The sequence below is a fragment of the Nocardia salmonicida NBRC 13393 genome, assembly GCF_001613085.1.
Classification (GTDB): domain Bacteria; phylum Actinomycetota; class Actinomycetes; order Mycobacteriales; family Mycobacteriaceae; genus Nocardia; species Nocardia salmonicida.
Map to the genome: position 1 here is coordinate 299,721 of NZ_BDBR01000002.1, position 17,463 is coordinate 317,183.

The following is a 17,463-nucleotide window of genomic DNA, read 5'->3' on the forward strand; positions in this document are numbered from 1 at the left end:
CACACCCGGGTACCCTCTGCGGTTTACGGCGTGAACGGGCGCTGATCGAGGAGATCGGCGCCCGCGTTGATCGTGAACAGGTTCGGAACCTGGTCGGGCGGCATGATATTCATGATCTGCCGGTGGAACTGGGAATACCCGGCGGTGAAGGCGCCGTTGCCCCAGACCTCGAGCAGCGAGCCCGTGAACTGCCCGTTGACCGGTCCGTCGTAGGACAGCTGAGAATCCTGGCAGCCGGCGGGCAGCAGCACGCTCGCCCGGATATCGGCCCGTGCCTGTGGACCGCTCGGGCACTGGACGAACGAGTGCAGCTGCCTGCGCCGCTTGTTGTCCTCGGTCTGGACCTCGCGCGGCATCGCTTTGGCACTGCCCGCGACAACGGTGAGTCCAGCCGGATCGTCGTCGGCGGCGCGCTGTCGAGCAATGTTGTCGACGTGGCGAATTTCTGCGCGGCGGCCAACGCCGCTATGGAATTCGCGTCGTTCACGCAACCGGCGAGTGCGCCGTCCCAGCCACCGTAGGCGGCGGGATCGACCCGGTTCAATCCGATGTGCACAGAATATCCGCTCACTGCCGTTCCTCCATCCAGAGATAATGATCGCCCGAGGTGAGCGCTCAATTCGTTACCCCTCGATCCTGCTGCGGGCGTGTGGAACTCGATAGCGTGACGGACTACTCGAAAGCGAAATCGTCGACACCGGACCCGCGCGTATTCACGTAGTGGATTACGCGTTCGCGCGGACGTGATCGCGCGCGAGGATAGCTCCACACAGTGTTTTCGCTGAGAAAGGCATCGAAATGTTGGAGATGGATACGGAGGACGCGGTCGTGGCAGCGAGCGCGGATACCGAAGAGGAAAGGTTCGTGTCGGCGAAAACCGGCTACGGTGCTCGAGAGGCAGCCGTGTGTGCCCAGAAGATTCTGCGCACACACGGAACGGGTGCCTGGGTATTCGGATTCCCGAGCGCCGACGTGCGGGCCAACAGCCAGGTCTCGGTCAGCCTCACGGAGATAGATACCGACAACACCCCGTTTGTCGGGCCGGCCACCACCCAGGTCATGAACGTGGTTCCACACGCCGACGGCACCATGACGGTGCGGTATCACGTCGGCTGGAACAGTAATATCAGAGTGCTGTTCAACTTCATCATCGCCAATTGAACAGCCGCGATGGCAGTGCCAGGGGTCCGTCCGATGCCGAGCCGGAATCGACAGCGTGGTCGATTCGGACCATCCGGGCCCGTGACAGTCGCAGGGCGGGTCCGCGTCGCCGACGAAGTCGACCAGGACCCCGCCATCGACCCCCTGCCGAGAGTGCTACCCGGGCCTACGTGCTGCCGCCAGTGCGGTGAGCACCTGCTCGGTTTTGGTATCGCCCGTCGCGATCGTCAGCCCGAGCGCGTGCAGCGCGGCTTCGAGGTCGCGCTGGGCGTCGACCGCGCGCAGATGCAGATCGACAGGTGAATCACCCTGTCGGGGCACAACTGTCAGCGATAGTTCGACCAGATCGAGACCGGCGGCGGTCCACCGTTCCACGTCGGCCCGCAGATTTCCCACCGGCACCCCGGTCCACCGTGCCGAAGCGACCGGGCCCATCGCGCACAGATGATCGACCGCGATGCCGGGAGGTGTGCAGCTCACCAGGAACTGCCGCTGGGCCGAGGTCAGCGTGTCGGTGACATCGATACCCCGGGCCACGGCGGCGCGCAGGGAGCCGGGGGACCGCAGGCTGATCGCCGAGGCCGACAGCATCCGCCGGTCGCCGGACCAATCAGTTTCGATGCGGTATCGGACGCCGGGCTCGGTGAAGGGCGCCGCCCAGCGACCCGCCAACTGGGATCGCAGGCACGGGCGCAGCTTGACGGTGAGATCGTCTTCGTCGCCGCTGCGCAACCGGATGACGATGCGGCTCGACAGCAGGGTCGGCGCTCCCGTGGAACCGGGGTGCAGCGGCTCGGCGAACCAGATGTCGCGGTAGGCCGCACCGGTGTCGCTACATCGGAGGCGTTGCAGTGCGCCCGCGACATCTCCGTCGAGATTCACTTTGATTTCGATCGGTGTGATCACCCGAGCCCCCTTCCTGTCGCAGTGACGGGTACCGCCCGCGGTGCGCGAGCGCCCTGGAACCCAGATTCGCCCATCGACCGGCTGCGGCGCGCGCGTAGTGCGCTACCCGATCAGGGCGGTGTCCGAGTCGCTGGACGACCATCGACGACGGCAGCCCCGCATCGGCGACGATGCGCGGCCCGCTCGGGTCCGCGCGTAGTCGACTACTCGTGACAGTCCTGACCAGGTGTCGGAGACTGGAATCGATCGGTCCGGTAGGCGCCGAGCAGGCGCCCTCCCGTGGAGGTTTCTCGATGGTCGACCCACAGCAGCAGACCCTGGTCACCCGCGCACTGGTCGCCGCCGCCGAGGCGCTGGACCGCCGCGTCGGCTGGTTCCGGTTGCCGACCCCGTTGGGCTTGGCCGTACTGGTCGGCCTGCGCAGCCGACTGCGGTCGCGCAACCTCTTCGACACCGGCCCGCACCCGGCCGGGCCCTTGCCACCGGATGTCAGCGGCGAGCATCAGCGCGCGCGCACCGTCGACGGCACCTACAACAGTCCCGACGACCCCCGCGCGGGGTCGATCGGTTGCCGCTTCGGTCGCAATTTCCCGCTGGATCACACCTACCCCGAGGGGCCGTCGCGGATCATGGAACCCAACCCGCGCACGGTCAGCAGGCAATTGCTCACGCGCGAGCGATTCCAGCCCGCCACCACCCTGAATCTGCTGGCCGCGGCCTGGATCCAATTCGAGGTGCACGACTGGTTCGTCCACGAGCCTGCCGAACGCGACCCCTTCACCGTCACCCTGGACGACGACGATCAGTGGCCACACCCCCCGATGACGATCCCGCGCACGGCGACGACGGCCGCGCCCGATCCGACCGATCCGCCGACCTACGTCACCGGCGAGACCCACTGGTGGGACGCCTCCCAGATCTATGGCAGCACCGCAGAATTCGCCGCATCTCTGCGCTCGGGCAAGCACGGCCAGCTCGTGATCGACGAACTGGGCCTGCCGCCACTGGATGCCGAACGGCTGGTGGCGCTCGAGCCGGAGGCAGCCAACGCGTGGGTCGGCCTCGCGCTGCTGCACTCGCTGTTCCTGCGCGAACACAACGCGATCTGTGCCCGCCTGTCCCGGCGCTACCCCGACATGGACGACCAGCAGCTCTACGACACCGCGCGACTGGTCAATTCCGCGCTGATCGCGAAGATCCATACCGTCGACTGGACACCGGCGGTGATCGCCCATCCCACCACCGTCGCCGCCATGCGCGCCAACTGGTTCGGCGTGCTGGGGGAGCGGGTATCGCGCCGCTTCGGCGATCTCATCGGCAACGAAGTGCTCTGTGGCATACCGGGTTCCGAGCGTGATGACAGCGGCGTGCCGTACTCGCTCACTGAGGAATTCGTCGCGGTGTACCGCATGCATCCACTGATTCCCGACGAACTCGTCGTCCGCAGCCTCGGCGACGACACCGTGCTGGCCGAGCATCCGCTTCCCGAACTCGGCGTCGCCCACATCCGCCGACGCCTCGCCGAGATGCCTATGGACACCCTGCTCTACTCCTTCGGCCGAGCCAACCCCGGCGCGTTGACGCTGCACAACTACCCCGCACACCTGCAACAGCTCGAGCGCCCCGGCCAGCCGCTGCTCGATCTCGCGACCGTGGACATCCTGCGGGTCCGCGAGCGCGGAGTGCCGCGCTACAACGAATTCCGCCGCCACCTGCGGCTGCCGCCGATCACCTCGTTCGACGAGCTCACCGACGATCCGCGGTGGGCGCGCGAACTCGAAGAGGTCTACGGCGACGTGGACGACGTCGATCTGATGATCGGCCTCTACGCCGAACCCAAGCCGCCCGGTTTCGGCTTCAGCGACACCGCCTTTCGCGTATTCGTGCTGATGGCGTCGAGGCGGCTGTCGGCCGACCGGTTCTTCACCACCGACTTCCGGCCCGAGATCTACACCGAGGCGGGCATGGCCTGGGTGCGCGACACCACGATGCGCAGTGTGCTGCTGCGGCATTTCCCGACTCTGGCGCCCGCGCTCGACGGTGTCGCGAATCCGTTCGCCCCGTGGAGGAGTCCGCGATGAGCTACCTGCGCTACCGCGACGACCTGGAACAACCGCGCCTCGACGAAGAACGCGACATCGACAAGATCATCGCGGTGCTGCGGCACAACAACGAACGCGCCTACCGCAAGTACAAGCGTGGCTTGCGTGACGCGCACGCCAAGAGTCACGGCATCCTGCGCGGCGAACTGACGGTGCCCGCGGGCCTGGCGCCCGAACTGGCGCAGGGCATGTTCGCCACCCCGGCCACCTATCCGGTGATCGCGAGGTTGTCGAGCACGTCCGGGGTGATCCGCAGCGATCAACTGCGCGGCGTCCGCGGACTCGGGATCAAGGTACTCGGCATCCACGGGCCCCGCGCGATGCCCGACGACGAGGCGATCACCCAGGACTTCATCATGGTCACCCATCGCGAATTCCTCTTCGCCGACGCGCACGCCTACCTCACCAAGGGCATGCCGACCGCCTGGGCGCTGGCCCGGCTGCCCGACCTGGCCCTGCGTGCGGGGAGCGACCTCGTCGCCGCGCTGAACACGCACGTGCTGCGTCGGATCGGGCGTAGCGTGCCACCGAATCTCGGTGTCTTCGTCGCACCCAATACCCACATCCTCGGCGAGACCTTCTTCACCTCTGCGCCCCTTCGATACGGGGATTACGTGGCCAAGCTGCTCTATGTCCCGGTGTCGTCGGAAGTCGTCGCGCTGCGAGGACAACCGGTCGACCCGGATGCCGGCGTCAACGCGCACCAGGACCTGATCGTCGACTTCTTCGTCGGGCACAGCGCCACCTACGAACTGCGCGCGCAACTGTGCACGGATGCGGCGACCATGCCGATCGAGGACGCGACCGTGCCGTGGCCGGAGGACGAGTCGCCACACCGCACCATCGCGACCATCCGCTTCGATGTACAGGATCCGTACACCCCGCAGCGGCGGGCCTACGGCGACGACGTGCTCTCGTTCAACTCCTGGCGTGGCCTGGACGCGCACCGGCCGCTCGGATCGATCAACCGGCTCAAGAAGCGGGTATACGAGGCGTCGAGCAACTACCGCCACGACGTGAACAACGCGCCACGCGTCGAGCCGCGCGACGCCACCGAGCTCCCGCCATGACCCCCACGCCGCTCGCACGTCCGGCGCGTCCGCTCGCCGCGCCGGACCACCGGCGCGCCAACCGTGTCGCCGGGTCGATTCGTTGTGACATCACCGCAGGACAACTACACTTTTCATGCATGGGCGGACTCTGGCAGCTGCTCGATCGCCCCACCGAATACGACGCCGTCCGTAGGGCTTTGACCGACCCCGGCACCGGCGGCGTGATCCTGGTCGGCGCCGCGGGCGTCGGCAAGACCACACTGGCCCGGCTGGTCACCGCGGTGCTGTCCGACCCGGTGCGCTGGGTGGCCTGCACGGCGTCCTCGCAGGCCATTCCGCTCGGTGCGTTCGCGCCCTGGATCGCCGCGTCCGCGTCGCGTGACCCGCTCGCGCTGCTGCACTCGGCCAGGGAAAACGTACTCGCCCAACCCGACACGGTGATCGGCGTCGACGACGCGCACCTGCTCGATGTCCTCTCGGCGACGCTGGTGCACCAGATCGCGGTCGACCACCGAGCCCGCATCATCGCCACCGTCCGTACCGGGGAACCGCTGCCCGACGCGGTCACTTCACTGTGGAAGGACGGCTACCTCGAGCGAATCGAGCTGGCGCCGTTCACCAAATCCCAGTGCACCGAACTCGTCGAGACCGTCCTCGGCGGGACCCTGGAGGGGCTCAGCGCCGACGTGATGTGGGAATCCTCCGGCGGCAACCCGCTTTTCCTGCGCAATATGGTCGAGGGCGGGGTCGAGGCGAGCACCCTGACCGACGTCAACGGCGTCTGGCAATTGCGCGGGCCCACCGCGGTGCCCTCGGGTCTGGTCGAGCTGCTCGACGAGCGGTTGAGTAGGGCCGGCGCGCCCGTGCTCGACGTGCTGGAGACGCTGGCCGTGCACGAGCCGCTCGACATCGACATCCTCAGCGAGCTCGTCGGCGCCGACGCCGTGGACGCCGCCGAGGTCACCGGCCTGATCCGGGTCACGAGCCACAACGGTGTCGCCGACGTCCGGTTCAGCCATCCGCTGCTCGGTGAGGTGGTGCGCTGCCGGGTCGGCACCGCCGCCGCGCGCACCCGGCGCGGAAGCCTCGTCGAGACGCTGCAGGATCGGGACCTCAGCACACCGGCACATCGCATCCGGCTGGCGCGGCTGTGCGTCGACAGCGACCGGCCGATCGACATCGTCCTGTTGATCGACGCGGCCAAGGACGCGGTGTCGCTGGCCAATCTGCCACTGGGCGAACGACTCGCGCGCGCCGCCTGCGAGCGGGGCGGTGGGCTGCGCGCGGCCGAACTGCTCTCCCGTGCGCTGCTGTGGCAGGGCAGGCCACAGCATGCCGACGAGATCCTGGCCCGCTTCGATCCCGACCGCCTCGATCCGCTGCAACTGGTCCAATGGGGTGTGGTGCGGGCCAGCCTGCGATTCTGGTCGCTGGGCGATGTCGAACATGCCCGCGACCTGGTCGAGATGCTGCGCGCCCGCGTCGAGCATCCGGCGCTGCGCCTGACCGTGGACGCCGCGGCGGCGGCGATGGCGGTGCACGAAAACCACCTCGCCGCGGGCATCGAGGCAGCTGAGCGGGTGATCGCCGACCCCGACTCGCCGCGGCAGGCCGTCGATTTCGCCGCATTCGCCCTGGGTCTGGCGCTGCCGGTGGCCGGACGCGGCGCCGACTTCGCGCCGATCGCGGCACGCAGCCGAGCGCAGCAGAAGTCCACCGACGGGATCATCCGGGTGATGGTCCGCTACGGCGACGTCCTCGCCCTGACCACCATCGGCGACCTCGATCTCGCCGAGCGGCGCGCCACCGAATATCGCGAGTTCTCCTCGGCGGGCCAGTTCGTCGGCTGGGCGATCGCGCGAATCGCCGATGGCGTCGTCGCCACCTACCGCGGTCGGTTCCGTGAAGCGATCGCCGCCTTCGAACAGTCGCTGGCCGCGCTCAACGCCGAATCCTCGCTGCCGTGGAAACTGCCGGCGCGGCTGCTGCTGGCCCGCGCCTACGCGGCCTTGGGCGAGGTCGACCAAGCCGAACGGGTCCTCGACGACGCCGACGAGCACAGCGGGCCACACATGGCCCTGCACGAGCCACAGCGGATCATCGCGCGCGCCTGGCTGGCCGCCGCCGAACACAGCGCGCACGCTGCGGTCGACCTGGCCCGTAAAGCCGCCGACCTCGCCCACAGCGCCGGTCAATACGCGCTGGAAGCCGAAGCACTACATCACGCCACCCGATTCGGTGACCGCACCCTCGCGGCCCGGCTCGCCACCGTCGCCGATCGCGTACAGGGCCCGGTCGCGGCGATCTACGCCCGCCACGCCGCGGCCCTCGCCGATGCCGATCCGTGCGCGCTCGCCGCGGTCAGCCGCGAGTTCGAGTCCGCGGGCCTGCTGTTGTCCGCTGCCGATGCCGAGGCGCAGACGGTGCCGATCCACGACCATGCCGGACAGCGCCGACCCAGCGCCCAGGCCGCCGCCCGTGCCACGGCCCTGGCCGCCCGCTGCGACGGTGCGGGCACGCCCGCCATCACCGCGGCCGCGCGCCCCCTGCCGATCACCGAACGCGAACGCGAGATCGCCGCCCTCATCGGACGCGGACTGTCCAACCGCGCGATCGCCGAACGCCTCTGCGTTTCGGTCCGCACCGTCGAGGGTCACATCTACCGCGCCTGCATCAAGCTCGACGCCACCGACCGCGACCAACTCGCGGAACTCATCTGAGACGCTGTGGCGTGTTCAGGGGCTCGGCTCCGGCAACTGGCACTCGGTGACCCTCGGGTTCATGCCGAGGTAGTTGAGCGGGCCCGCGAGCACCGTGAGGCCGATCGTGCCCAGATCACCGCAGTTGACCGGGGTGTTCGTGAAATAGTCTCGCTGCATCGCGGCCACGAGCCCGGACCCGAACCAAGCCAGCATCAGCACCGACAACAAGAACTTGGCGGTCTGGTGGGCCGGGCTGGCCCGGATTTCTCGTACTTCACGAATTTCTCGATCACGTCGATTCCGTCGACCGCGCATCGTCATCGCACCCTTCCCACCGGCGAGCACCACACTGTTGACCATGTGAACAGCGCCGACCAGGTGGCGCCGCCACGACACGCGCGAGATTCTGTTTCGTCAACAGTGCAGCCCGGTAGACGCAGAGTCAATGGACGGTGCCGGTGGAAGCACGCACCGTTACCGCCCCGACACGGCGCGGGCGGGCCGAAGTTCAGGCGGGTACCGGTTGCTCGTCGGCGGCTTCGGCACGCAGATTGCCCAGCAGCCTGGTGAGCTTGCGGGACACGCTCATCTGGGAGACGCCGAGTCGTTCGGCGATCTCGGCTTGGGAAAGCGTGTCGTAGAACCGCCAGATCAGCAATTGCCGGTCTTCGGGCGGCAGTTGCGCCAGCAGCGGTGCGACGGTGATCGTGTCCTCGGCGAGACGGTAGTGGGGATCGTCGGCGCCGAAGGTGTCGGCGACGGTCATGCTGGGATCGCCGTCGTTGTCGCGTGCGGGAGTGTCGAGGCTGCGGGTCTGGAATGCGTTGGCTGCCACCAGGGTGCGAGCGATGTCGGTGACCGGCACATCGAGTTCGGTGGCGAGTTCGTGGGCGGTGGGCGAGCGCTGGAGACGACGGCTCATCTCCTCGGTCGCGGCCCGTACCTTGCCCTGGAGTTCCTTCTCGCGACGCGGAACGTGCAGCGGCCAGATGTGGTCGCGGAAGTGGCGGCGTACCTCACCCATGATGGTGGGCACCGCGAAGCCGAGGAAGGGTGATCCGGTGGTCACGTCGTAGCGGTCGACCGCCATGACCATGCCGAGGCGCGCGGTCTGGAGCAGGTCGTCGAAGATCTCGCCACGGTTGGCGTACTTGCGAGCGATGTGCTCGGCCAGGGGTAGGCAGACCTCGATGATCCGGTCCCGCAGGGCGTCGTGTTCGGGGCTGCGGGGATCGGTCAGCGACAAGTGCACGAACAAGGGCTCGGCATGCTCGTAGGTGATGCGGTCGGTGGTCTTGGACATGCAGATCAGCTCCTGGCCTTCAAGTGCGCTTCGGTTCGGCGGGGAGGTGAGCTAAAGGCCTAGCATCCTGGAGGTCATCATCATTCCCGCGCCCAGGCTGACGGCGCCGAAGATCGCGGCGGGCAGCGATGCGGTGAGTGCTGTCAGGCCGAAGAGGAAGAACACGCAGGTGGCCAACATGATGGTGGTGCTGGTCAGATCCATGCTCGGCGTACTCGTTGTGCGATTACGTGAGTAGGTCATGAATGAAGGGTTCACCGTTTCGGTGGTTATTAAACCGTTATGGGTCGACAGGGCTTGACAGGGCGATATTTTCAGAGTTTTATGTTTACCCCACCGCTGAAGGGGAAGTATCACTTCACGGCGCGCACACGCAAATCACGAGCGAGATGGTCGCGCTGTTCGATGACCAAACGGCGCAACGCCCCAGGTGCGTCCGCATTCGCCGCGAGCCAGCGGTCGACCCCGTCGAGTGAATCAGCTGCGGGAAAGAGCCCGACCACGATCCGGCGGGCGATCTCGATGCTGCGCTGATCCCACACCGCGCGCAACGCCGCGAAATACTCGTCGTCGTAGCGCGCTGTCAGATCACGGCGTTGCCCGGCTCGGAATCCCTCGATGACGGCATCGAGATGATCGTTGGTCAGGCTGGTATCGCTCAGCGCTGAATCCCATGCCGAGGCTTTGACCTCCGGTTCCGGTCGCGCCGCGAGCGTGCGCAGGTGGGCGGTTCGTCCCGATGCTGTGTTGTCTCGTTCGAGTTCGGCGTCGAGTTCGGCGACCTTCGCCCCTCCGGCGGCGGCCAACGCAGTCCACAGCGCCCAGCGCAGATCCGGATCCAGCGCCAGACCCTGCGGCGCCCGGTCGAGCAGCATCGTCCGAATGTCGGCGGCACGGCGCCCGTCGACTGTGGCAGCAGCCGCGGTCGCACGCGCCCACGCCAGCTGCGCGCCGGAACCCGGCGCTGACGAATGCAGTGTGGCCCAGCATGATTCGAGCCACTCGCCACGCCACTGATCCCGTGTCGCCTCGGGCAGATAATGGCCGATCGTGAAAGACGCGTTCGCCAGGACAGCGGTGAGCAGCGCCATGTTCGTTTCGGTGGGCGCGAAATCGCGAGCCATGGACAGGTAGCGTTCGGCGTCGAGTTCCCCGTCGCGGGTAGCGTTCCACAGCGCCGACCAGATCAGTCCGCGCGCCAGCGGGGCGGTCACCCGATTCAGCGAACCCTCCACGGTCGCAAGCGAAGCCGTATCCAGACGAACCTTCGCATAGGTGAGATCGCCGTCGTTGAGCAGGCGAAGCGGAGCGGACGCGAGGGCAACCGGCGTGCGTTCGTCGACGATGTCGAACTCCACGCGGTCACGTATCACCAAGTTGCCGTAAGCATCGAAGTCGTAGAGCCCGACAGCGAGCCGGTGCGGGCGCGGATCGGATTGCAGGATCTCACCCTCGTCGAGGGTCAGGGTGGACACCCCGGTCGTCTGCAACCAGGCCCGCGCCCAGCCCGCCAGGTCGCGGCCGGAATCCGCCGACAATTCGGTCAGAAGATCGTCGAGGGTCGTATTGCCGAAGGCGTGCGTCCGGAAATATCGGCGCACACCCGAGAAGAATTCCTCCCGGCCGACATAGGCCACCAACTGCTTGAGCACGCTGGCGCCCTTGGCGTAGGTGATGCCGTCGAAATTGAGCTTGGCGGCCTCGAGATCGGCGATGTCGGCGACGATCGGATGCGTGGTCGGCAGCTGATCCTGCGAGTACGCCCAGGCCTTGCGACGGTTCGCGAACGCCACCCAGGCATCGGTCCACTCGGTGGCCTCGGAGCTCGCGAGCGCGCCCATGTAGTCGGCGAAGGACTCCTTGAGCCACAGGTCGTCCCACCACACCATCGTGACCAGATCGCCGAACCACATGTGCGCCATCTCGTGCAGGATCGTGTTCGCCCTGCCCTCGTACTGCGCGGCGGTGGCCGCACCACGGAACACATAGGCCTCGGTGAACGTGACCAGCCCGGGGTTCTCCATGGCGCCCAGGTTGTATTCGGGAACGAACACCTGGTCGTACTTGCCCCACGGGTACGGGTAGTCGAAGTGTTCGGCGAAGAAGTCCAGTCCCTGCTTCGTCACCTCGAAGATCGTGTCCGCGTCCAGATAGCGGGCCAGCGAGGCGCGGCAGTAGATTCCGAGCGGAATCGTGAGTTCGCCTCGCGTCCACAAGGATTCGACACGATGGTACGGTCCGGCCGCGATCGCGGTGATATAGGTCGAGATCGGCAGCGTGGGGGAGAACACGACGTTCTGAATCAGACCGTTGTTCTGGATCGCCGCGTAGGGCCGATTCGACACCACCTGCCAGTCGGCCGGGGCCGTCACCGCGAACGTGAACGGCGCCTTCATGTCCGGCTGTTCGAAGCACGCGAAAACGCGGCGCGCGTCCGCGGGCTCGTACTGGGTGTAGAGGTAGGTCAGGCCGTCGACCGGATCGAGGAACCGGTGCAGTCCCTCACCCGAACGACTGTAGGCACCGGTGCCACGAACGACGACGACGTTGGTCTCGGTCAACCCTCCGACGGTGAGCCGAGCCCCGTCGTACTCGACCGCCACCTCCGCACCGTTCACCGTCACCGACTCCACCGCGAGGCCGATGAAGTCGAGCCACGTCTGCTCGACAGTGGCATCGAACACGACGGTCGTCGTCGTGGCGAAAACGGCCCGGGTCTGGTCCGTGGCCTCCGACAGGTCGAGGTCGACGCGGTAGTCGCGGACGGTGACCGCCGCCGATCGCGCGGCGGTCTCGGAGCGGGTCAGGTTCGCGGAGTTCATACCTCGATCCTGCCAGCCGCGCCGTCGGCTACGGCAGTTTCTATTCCACGGTGACGCTCTTGGCCAGGTTGCGTGGCTTGTCGACATCACGACCGAGGGCCAGCGCGGTGTGATAAGCCAGCAGCTGGAGCGGGATCGTCAGCAGCATGGGGTCCAATTCCGGTGCGACCCTGGGGACCCGGATCACCTCGTCGGCCACATTCGGCGGCAGGTCCGCGTTCGTGACGGCGATCACCGGCCCGCCACGTGCCTTGATCTGTTCGATGGTGCTGATGTTCTTGGCGAGCAGTTCGTCGTCGGGGACGATCACCACGCTCGGCATCTCCGGGTCGATCAGCGCGAGCGGACCGTGTTTGAGCTCGGAGGCCTGATAGGCCTCGGCATGCACATAGGAGACCTCCTTGAGCTTCTGCGCGCCTTCGCGGGCGACCGGCCACGCCCGAACCCGGCCGATGAAGAACATGCTGCGGGCCTTGGCGTATCGGTGGGCGATCTCGGCGATGTCGTCTTCGTCGGTGAGGACCTGGTCGATGGCGTCGGGCAGGGCGCGCAGCCCGTCGACGATCCGGTTGCCGTCGGCTGCCGAGAGGTCGCGTACCCGGCCGAGCAACAGGGCCAGCATCGTGAACGACACGGTCATGTTGGTCAACGCCTTGGTGGAGGCGACGGAGATCTCCGGGCCCGCGTGCAGGAACACACCTGCCCCGCACTGGCGTGCGATCGCGCTGCCCACCGCGTTGACGGCACCGATCACGCGGCCGCCCTTGCGCTGTAGCTCCTGCACCGCGGCGAGAGTATCGAGGGTTTCGCCGGATTGGCTGATCGCGACATAGAGCGCGTCGGGGTCCACGACCGGATTGCGGTAGCGGAACTCCGAAGCGGGCTCCGCGGTGGCCGGGATGCGAGCCAGTTCTTCGATCAGCTGGGCGCCGAGCTGACCGGCGTAATAGGCCGAGCCGCAACCGAGGAAAACGACCTTGCTGATGCTGCGCAGTTCACGCGCGTCCATGTTCAACCCGCCGAGATGGGCGGTGGCGAAGCGGTCGTCGAGGCGGCCACGGAGTGCTCTGCGGACCGCCTCGCCCTGCTCGGCCATTTCCTTGCGCATGAAGTCGGGGAAACCGCCGAGCGCGTAGTCCTCGGCCACCATGTCGATGGTGGTCGGGATCTTGTCGGTTTGCTCGGACTCGACTCCCAGTGTGCTGGTGCGGAATTCGCCGTCGCGGACCGTGGCTAGCTCGCCGTCGTCGAGGAACACCACGCGCTGGGTGTGGTGGACAAGGGCGGCGACATCGGAGGCCACGAACATCTCGCCGTCGCCGACGCCGAGCACGATGGGGCTGCCGTTGCGGGCCACCACCAGTTCGGTCGGGCGGCGCGCGTCGAGCACCAGCAGTCCGTAGGTGCCTCGGACCCGGTGCAGCGCGAGGCGAACGGCGTCCTCGAGCGATTCGGTGGCCTCGAGTTCGCGGGCGACGAGGTGGGCGATCACCTCGGTATCGGTATCGGAGACCAGGTCGATGCCGAGTGCGGTGAGCTCGACCCTCAGCTGTTCGGCGTTCTCGACGATGCCGTTGTGTACCACCGCGATTCGTCCGCTGACATCGGTGTGGGGGTGTGCGTTGGCATCACTGGGCTCGCCGTGGGTGGCCCAGCGGGTGTGCGCGATCCCGACGGCGCCGCGCAGGGCGGTGGTGTCGGCCTTGTCGCGAAGATCCTGCACCCGCCCCTGGGTCTTGCAGACGCGCGCCTTCCCTCGATGCGGCAGCGCCAACCCGGCCGAGTCGTAGCCGCGGTACTCGAGCCGATGCAGGCCCTCGAGCAGCACGGGAACAGCTTGCCGGTGACCGATGTATCCGACGATTCCACACATGGCGTGAACCCCTTACCCGTAGACGATGCGACGAAGTTGCCGTTCGGTGAATGACGGCGCCGCGACCGGACGCTCGGCGAGTTCGGTTTCGAGCCGTCGCCAGATCTCGGCGTTGCGCATCTCCCGAGACTGCAGCTCGGCGTGCCTGCGCCGGACGAACTGCTCGGCCGTCTCGTCGAAGTACCCGACGATATCGGCGACGACCCGGGCGGCCACGCGTTCGGGTAGGCCGGTGGACGCCACGACGTAGCGGACGAGCTCGGTGGGTACCCCGTCATTCACTCGCACGATCTTGCCTCGCCCGACCCGGTTCTCCAACATCTCTGCCCGAATTCGGGCAAATAGTGTCTCAACAGGGCACCGGCGGGCCGCGTCCTGCGCGCCGGATGGTCCGGCCGAGGCGTGCGGAGCTCATCCCGTTATCGCCTTGTGAGGTGTGAGCCGCGACTTGCGAACAATTTGCTGGAAGGCTGTCAAAGGGGACGGCATACGGCGCATCCGAGTGGAGGTTGTGGTGAGGCGACGAATGGGCGACGCATTCAGTGATCGGCTTTATTTTGCGGGCCCCGCGTCGGCCTCCGAGGGTGTCGGCGGCAGACCAGAATATGTCGTCGACGCGGCGATCGTGACGATTGCCGAAGAGATCGTGCGGACGGGTTTCGATGCCGAAGATACCGTGCACCAGCGGCTGCGGAGATTCTGCGCGCACGCGAAAGCCGAAGGGGCAATGGTGAATTGCCTTCTCGGTGCGGCCACGGCCGTCGAAGACGGTGGGGTGGTGCCGTTTGTCGGCCGGGTCGTCGGCAGGCTCGGGAACGCGGAGTTGTTGTTCGATCTCGCCCTCAGTGATTCGGGTATCGATCCGTTCGACGGAAATCCCGTCCGGAATTCGGTCGGGCCGGACACGATGACGGAGCTGGATTTCGAATTCGTGATCGCTCAGGTGAGTGAGCTGGTCGATAGCTTGCTGCTCCCTAATTATCTGGCGTTGCTGGAATGGCGTGACCTCACCGGGGAGGCGCCGCGATCTCGGCGGCCGGAGCAGTCGGCCGCGCTGCTGTACGAGCTGAACGAACGGCTCGCCCCGGTCCTCGGTGAGATGCCGCTGGCCTGGCTGCTGCTGCACTACGCGGAGTTCGGCGTCGCGCCGCTGGCGGACTCGATCCATCGCGCGCTGCTGCGCACCAACGCCGCCGACGCCGTATCCGCCGCGCGCATGGCGGCGGCGGCGCTCACCGCGATGTCGTTCGTCTCCTCGTCGGCCAGGCTGGGTGATCTTCCGGTGGTGTCGCGCCGTCCACTGCATCAGCCGACGCTGGTCACCGGCAATCACGTCATGGCTGACCTCGTGTGCGCGCTGTCGCGGTGCGATACCGCGAACGGCTGGCAGGCCGACGCGAAACTGTTGCGGACCGACGACGCGCAGACGGTCGGCTGGTTACTGGTCGAGGATCGCCGCCATCGCCGCGAAACACGTTGCAGCCGAAGCAATCTCATGGCTTCGGCGATCGGGCTGGAGATCATGCTCGGTGTCGATTACGCGTCGGGTTCTGCCCCGACGGCAGTGCAGGCGCCGTCGTCGACCGCGATCACCGCCGAGCTGCTGCACGTACTGCGTCTGCCCTGGGACCAGATCCCGGAATCGGCCCGCTATACCCCGCTACATCTGGACGGTGCCCTGCGTTTGGCCTGCTGCGCGGTGGAATCCATGGCGCCGGGTATCGAGGCTACCAACGATATCCTCCGCCGAGCCGCTGACCGGGCGATCCCCGCACTGAGTACTCGACCGGACCCGCCGATCTACCTCCAGGGCGCACTGGCCCTTCTCGACGCCTGGCATCGCGGCGGAGCGCCCCGGGCCCGACCTCTGCTCGAGGCAACCGAACCCATCGCGCCCGTCGTCTTCAGCACACTGCTGCTGATCGGTGCGGCGCTGCTCGAGATGCTGGCCGAGGAGTTCGACGCGGACGTGACGCACGTCCTGGACGCACTCGAGACCCGACTACGAGCCCGCGACCGATTGTCGGAGTGAGGACAACCGTCGACCTCAGTCGAGGTAGACGGCCAATTGGGGAACCGCGTTGACCACATGCTGAGCGATGATCGGCTGGCCGATCATGGTGAAGACCCATTCCTGGTGGGGGCGATGCAGTTTGCCGACGACTATGCCGGTGTGGGCGCCGACGCTGTCGAGGTCGATGCGGATCAATTCGATGCCGGTGACATTGTCGACGACACGACAGAACCCGTTGACGATCTGGTCGAATCGTTGGCCGGTGTAGCAGGTGACGAGGAAGACGATCGTGGTGACGGCGGGATCGAGCAGGGACACGTCGACCACGATGACTTCGTTGTCGCCGTGCCCGTCGCCGGTGACGCTGTCGCCGAGGTGGCGCAGCGCGCCGTCGCGCGAGATCAGTTGCTCGTGATAGGCGACATCGACGAAGTTGTCGCCGGCGAACGACAGCGCGGCGGCGTTGAGATCGATGTCCTTGCGACGGGGGTGTGTTCCGTAGCCGTGGGCGGGATCCCAACCTAGGCCCATGCTGAGGTGAGTGAGTGCGTGCGTCATGCGGTACTCCTGGCTGAACGGATGCGTACCCGTCACCGGTAGAACCCCACTCGATCGGGCTCGAGCCGGGTTGTCGACCAGACTTCCCGACTCGTCGACCCATAAACATGCCGTAAAAGCCACGGCCACCGCAAATTCTGACGGCGCCATGGGCACGTTGTCGGCTGGGTTCCGGTCATCGCAGGACTACCGTGACGGCGATGAGCGCACGCTTCGAAGAACTCGGCTGGCGACAGACCCCGATCGGCGAGATCAGTTTGCGCCGACGGTTCGATCCGACGGTGCGTGCCGATGTCTACGAAGTGAAGCTCGGCGACGAGTACCTGATGTCGAGCTTGTTCACCGTCGCCGAACGGGAGCTGTCGCGGCTCGGGCTGGCTCGGACACCGGGCGATCGGCTCGATGTGGTCGTCGGCGGCCTCGGACTGGGGTACACCGCGCGAGAAGCATTGGCGGACCCGAGAATTCGTCAACTCACCGTTGTCGAATATTCCGACGCGGTGGTCGACTGGCATCGACGTGATCTGCTGCCCGACACTGCCGGGTTGGCCGCCGATCGCAGGGTCGAACTCGTCTGCGCGGACTTCTTCGCCGCGGCCGCGGGTCCGGTGGGCTTCGATCCGGCCCAACCCGGCCGCAAGTACGACGCCCTCCTGCTCGACATCGACCATTCGCCACGCCACGTCCTGCACGGCTCGAACGCCGCGTTCTACACCGGGGCGGGCTTGCGCGCGGTCGCGAACCACCTGGTCGACGGCGGCACCTTCGCGATGTGGTCCGACGACGCACCGGACGACGAGTTCTGCGCCACACTCGAATCCGCCTTCATCGACGTCGAGGCGCAACCGATCGTGTTCGACAACCCGCTGACCCGAGGGCAATCCGGCGCGACGATCTACCTCGCGACTCGCTCCGATCGCTTGCGGGGCACAGGCCACAACCAGGCAATATGTGACTAGGTACAACAATG

Annotated in this window: 15 protein-coding genes; 6 read left to right on the top strand and 9 right to left on the bottom strand. The window is 67.0% G+C overall.

The window, feature by feature from the left end; translation table 11 throughout:
* Positions 1 to 23: 23 nt before the first annotated feature.
* Entirely contained in the window at positions 24 to 491 is a 468-nt protein-coding gene (locus tag NS1_RS02015) for a caspase family protein (protein WP_062980974.1), read from the bottom strand.
* 307 nt (positions 492 to 798) lie between these two features.
* Here NS1_RS02015 and NS1_RS02020 point away from each other — a divergent pair, with 307 nt between their 5' ends.
* Entirely contained in the window at positions 799 to 1,161 is a 363-nt protein-coding gene (locus tag NS1_RS02020; protein WP_062980977.1) for a hypothetical protein, read from the top strand.
* 156 nt (positions 1,162 to 1,317) lie between these two features.
* Here NS1_RS02020 and NS1_RS02025 read toward each other — a convergent pair whose 3' ends face one another.
* The gene (locus NS1_RS02025; RefSeq protein ID WP_062980980.1) at positions 1,318 to 2,067 is read right to left on the bottom strand and encodes a hypothetical protein; all 750 of its coding nucleotides are present in this window, start codon (positions 2,065 to 2,067) and stop codon (positions 1,318 to 1,320) included.
* Positions 2,068 to 2,360: 293 nt separating this feature from the next.
* Here NS1_RS02025 and NS1_RS02030 point away from each other — a divergent pair, with 293 nt between their 5' ends.
* The 3 genes from NS1_RS02030 to NS1_RS02040 all read left to right on the top strand — a co-directional run bounded on the left by NS1_RS02030 (position 2,361) and on the right by NS1_RS02040 (position 7,941).
* Positions 2,361 to 4,148 carry a peroxidase family protein gene (locus NS1_RS02030; RefSeq protein WP_062980983.1) on the top strand — a complete coding sequence of 596 codons (1,788 nt, stop codon included), beginning with the start codon at positions 2,361 to 2,363 and terminating at the stop codon, positions 4,146 to 4,148.
* Positions 4,145 to 5,239: a catalase family protein gene (locus NS1_RS02035; RefSeq protein WP_062981482.1), complete on the top strand. Its 1,095-nt coding sequence runs from the start codon at positions 4,145 to 4,147 to the stop codon at positions 5,237 to 5,239. Before NS1_RS02030 ends, NS1_RS02035 begins: the two co-directional genes overlap by 4 nt.
* A 119-nt stretch (positions 5,240 to 5,358) precedes the next feature.
* On the top strand, positions 5,359 to 7,941 hold the full coding sequence (locus NS1_RS02040) for a LuxR C-terminal-related transcriptional regulator (RefSeq protein WP_062980986.1): 2,583 nt from the start codon (positions 5,359 to 5,361) through the stop codon (positions 7,939 to 7,941).
* A gap of 15 nt (positions 7,942 to 7,956) precedes the next feature.
* Here NS1_RS02040 and NS1_RS41445 read toward each other — a convergent pair whose 3' ends face one another.
* The 6 genes from NS1_RS41445 to NS1_RS02065 form a co-directional block, all read right to left on the bottom strand.
* Positions 7,957 to 8,319, bottom strand: coding sequence for a hypothetical protein (locus tag NS1_RS41445; RefSeq protein ID WP_255284403.1), 363 nt, complete (start codon positions 8,317 to 8,319; stop codon positions 7,957 to 7,959).
* 112 nt (positions 8,320 to 8,431) lie between these two features.
* On the bottom strand, positions 8,432 to 9,226 hold the full coding sequence (locus tag NS1_RS02050; protein ID WP_056820165.1) for a SigB/SigF/SigG family RNA polymerase sigma factor: 795 nt from the start codon (positions 9,224 to 9,226) through the stop codon (positions 8,432 to 8,434).
* A 51-nt stretch (positions 9,227 to 9,277) separates the two neighbouring features.
* Entirely contained in the window at positions 9,278 to 9,469 is a 192-nt protein-coding gene (locus NS1_RS39800; protein WP_157125062.1) for a hypothetical protein, read from the bottom strand.
* Between the two features lie 110 nt (positions 9,470 to 9,579).
* On the bottom strand, positions 9,580 to 12,048 hold the full coding sequence (pepN, locus tag NS1_RS02055) for an aminopeptidase N (RefSeq protein ID WP_062980989.1): 2,469 nt from the start codon (positions 12,046 to 12,048) through the stop codon (positions 9,580 to 9,582).
* Between the two features lie 40 nt (positions 12,049 to 12,088).
* Positions 12,089 to 13,921, bottom strand: coding sequence for a glutamine--fructose-6-phosphate transaminase (isomerizing) (gene glmS, locus NS1_RS02060; protein ID WP_062980992.1), 1,833 nt, complete (start codon positions 13,919 to 13,921; stop codon positions 12,089 to 12,091).
* A gap of 12 nt (positions 13,922 to 13,933) precedes the next feature.
* On the bottom strand, positions 13,934 to 14,203 hold the full coding sequence (locus NS1_RS02065; RefSeq protein WP_235569782.1) for a hypothetical protein: 270 nt from the start codon (positions 14,201 to 14,203) through the stop codon (positions 13,934 to 13,936).
* A gap of 343 nt (positions 14,204 to 14,546) precedes the next feature.
* On the opposite strand from NS1_RS02065, the gene NS1_RS02070 reads away from it, so the two are divergent.
* Positions 14,547 to 15,953 carry a hypothetical protein gene (locus NS1_RS02070; RefSeq protein ID WP_157125063.1) on the top strand — a complete coding sequence of 469 codons (1,407 nt, stop codon included), beginning with the start codon at positions 14,547 to 14,549 and terminating at the stop codon, positions 15,951 to 15,953.
* 15 nt (positions 15,954 to 15,968) lie between these two features.
* Here NS1_RS02070 and NS1_RS02075 read toward each other — a convergent pair whose 3' ends face one another.
* Positions 15,969 to 16,493, bottom strand: a complete 525-nt coding sequence (locus NS1_RS02075) for a TerD family protein (RefSeq protein WP_062981484.1) — start codon at positions 16,491 to 16,493, stop codon at positions 15,969 to 15,971.
* A gap of 200 nt (positions 16,494 to 16,693) precedes the next feature.
* On the opposite strand from NS1_RS02075, the gene NS1_RS02080 reads away from it, so the two are divergent.
* On the top strand, positions 16,694 to 17,452 hold the full coding sequence (locus tag NS1_RS02080; protein ID WP_062980999.1) for a polyamine aminopropyltransferase: 759 nt from the start codon (positions 16,694 to 16,696) through the stop codon (positions 17,450 to 17,452).
* Positions 17,453 to 17,463 lie beyond the last annotated feature (11 nt).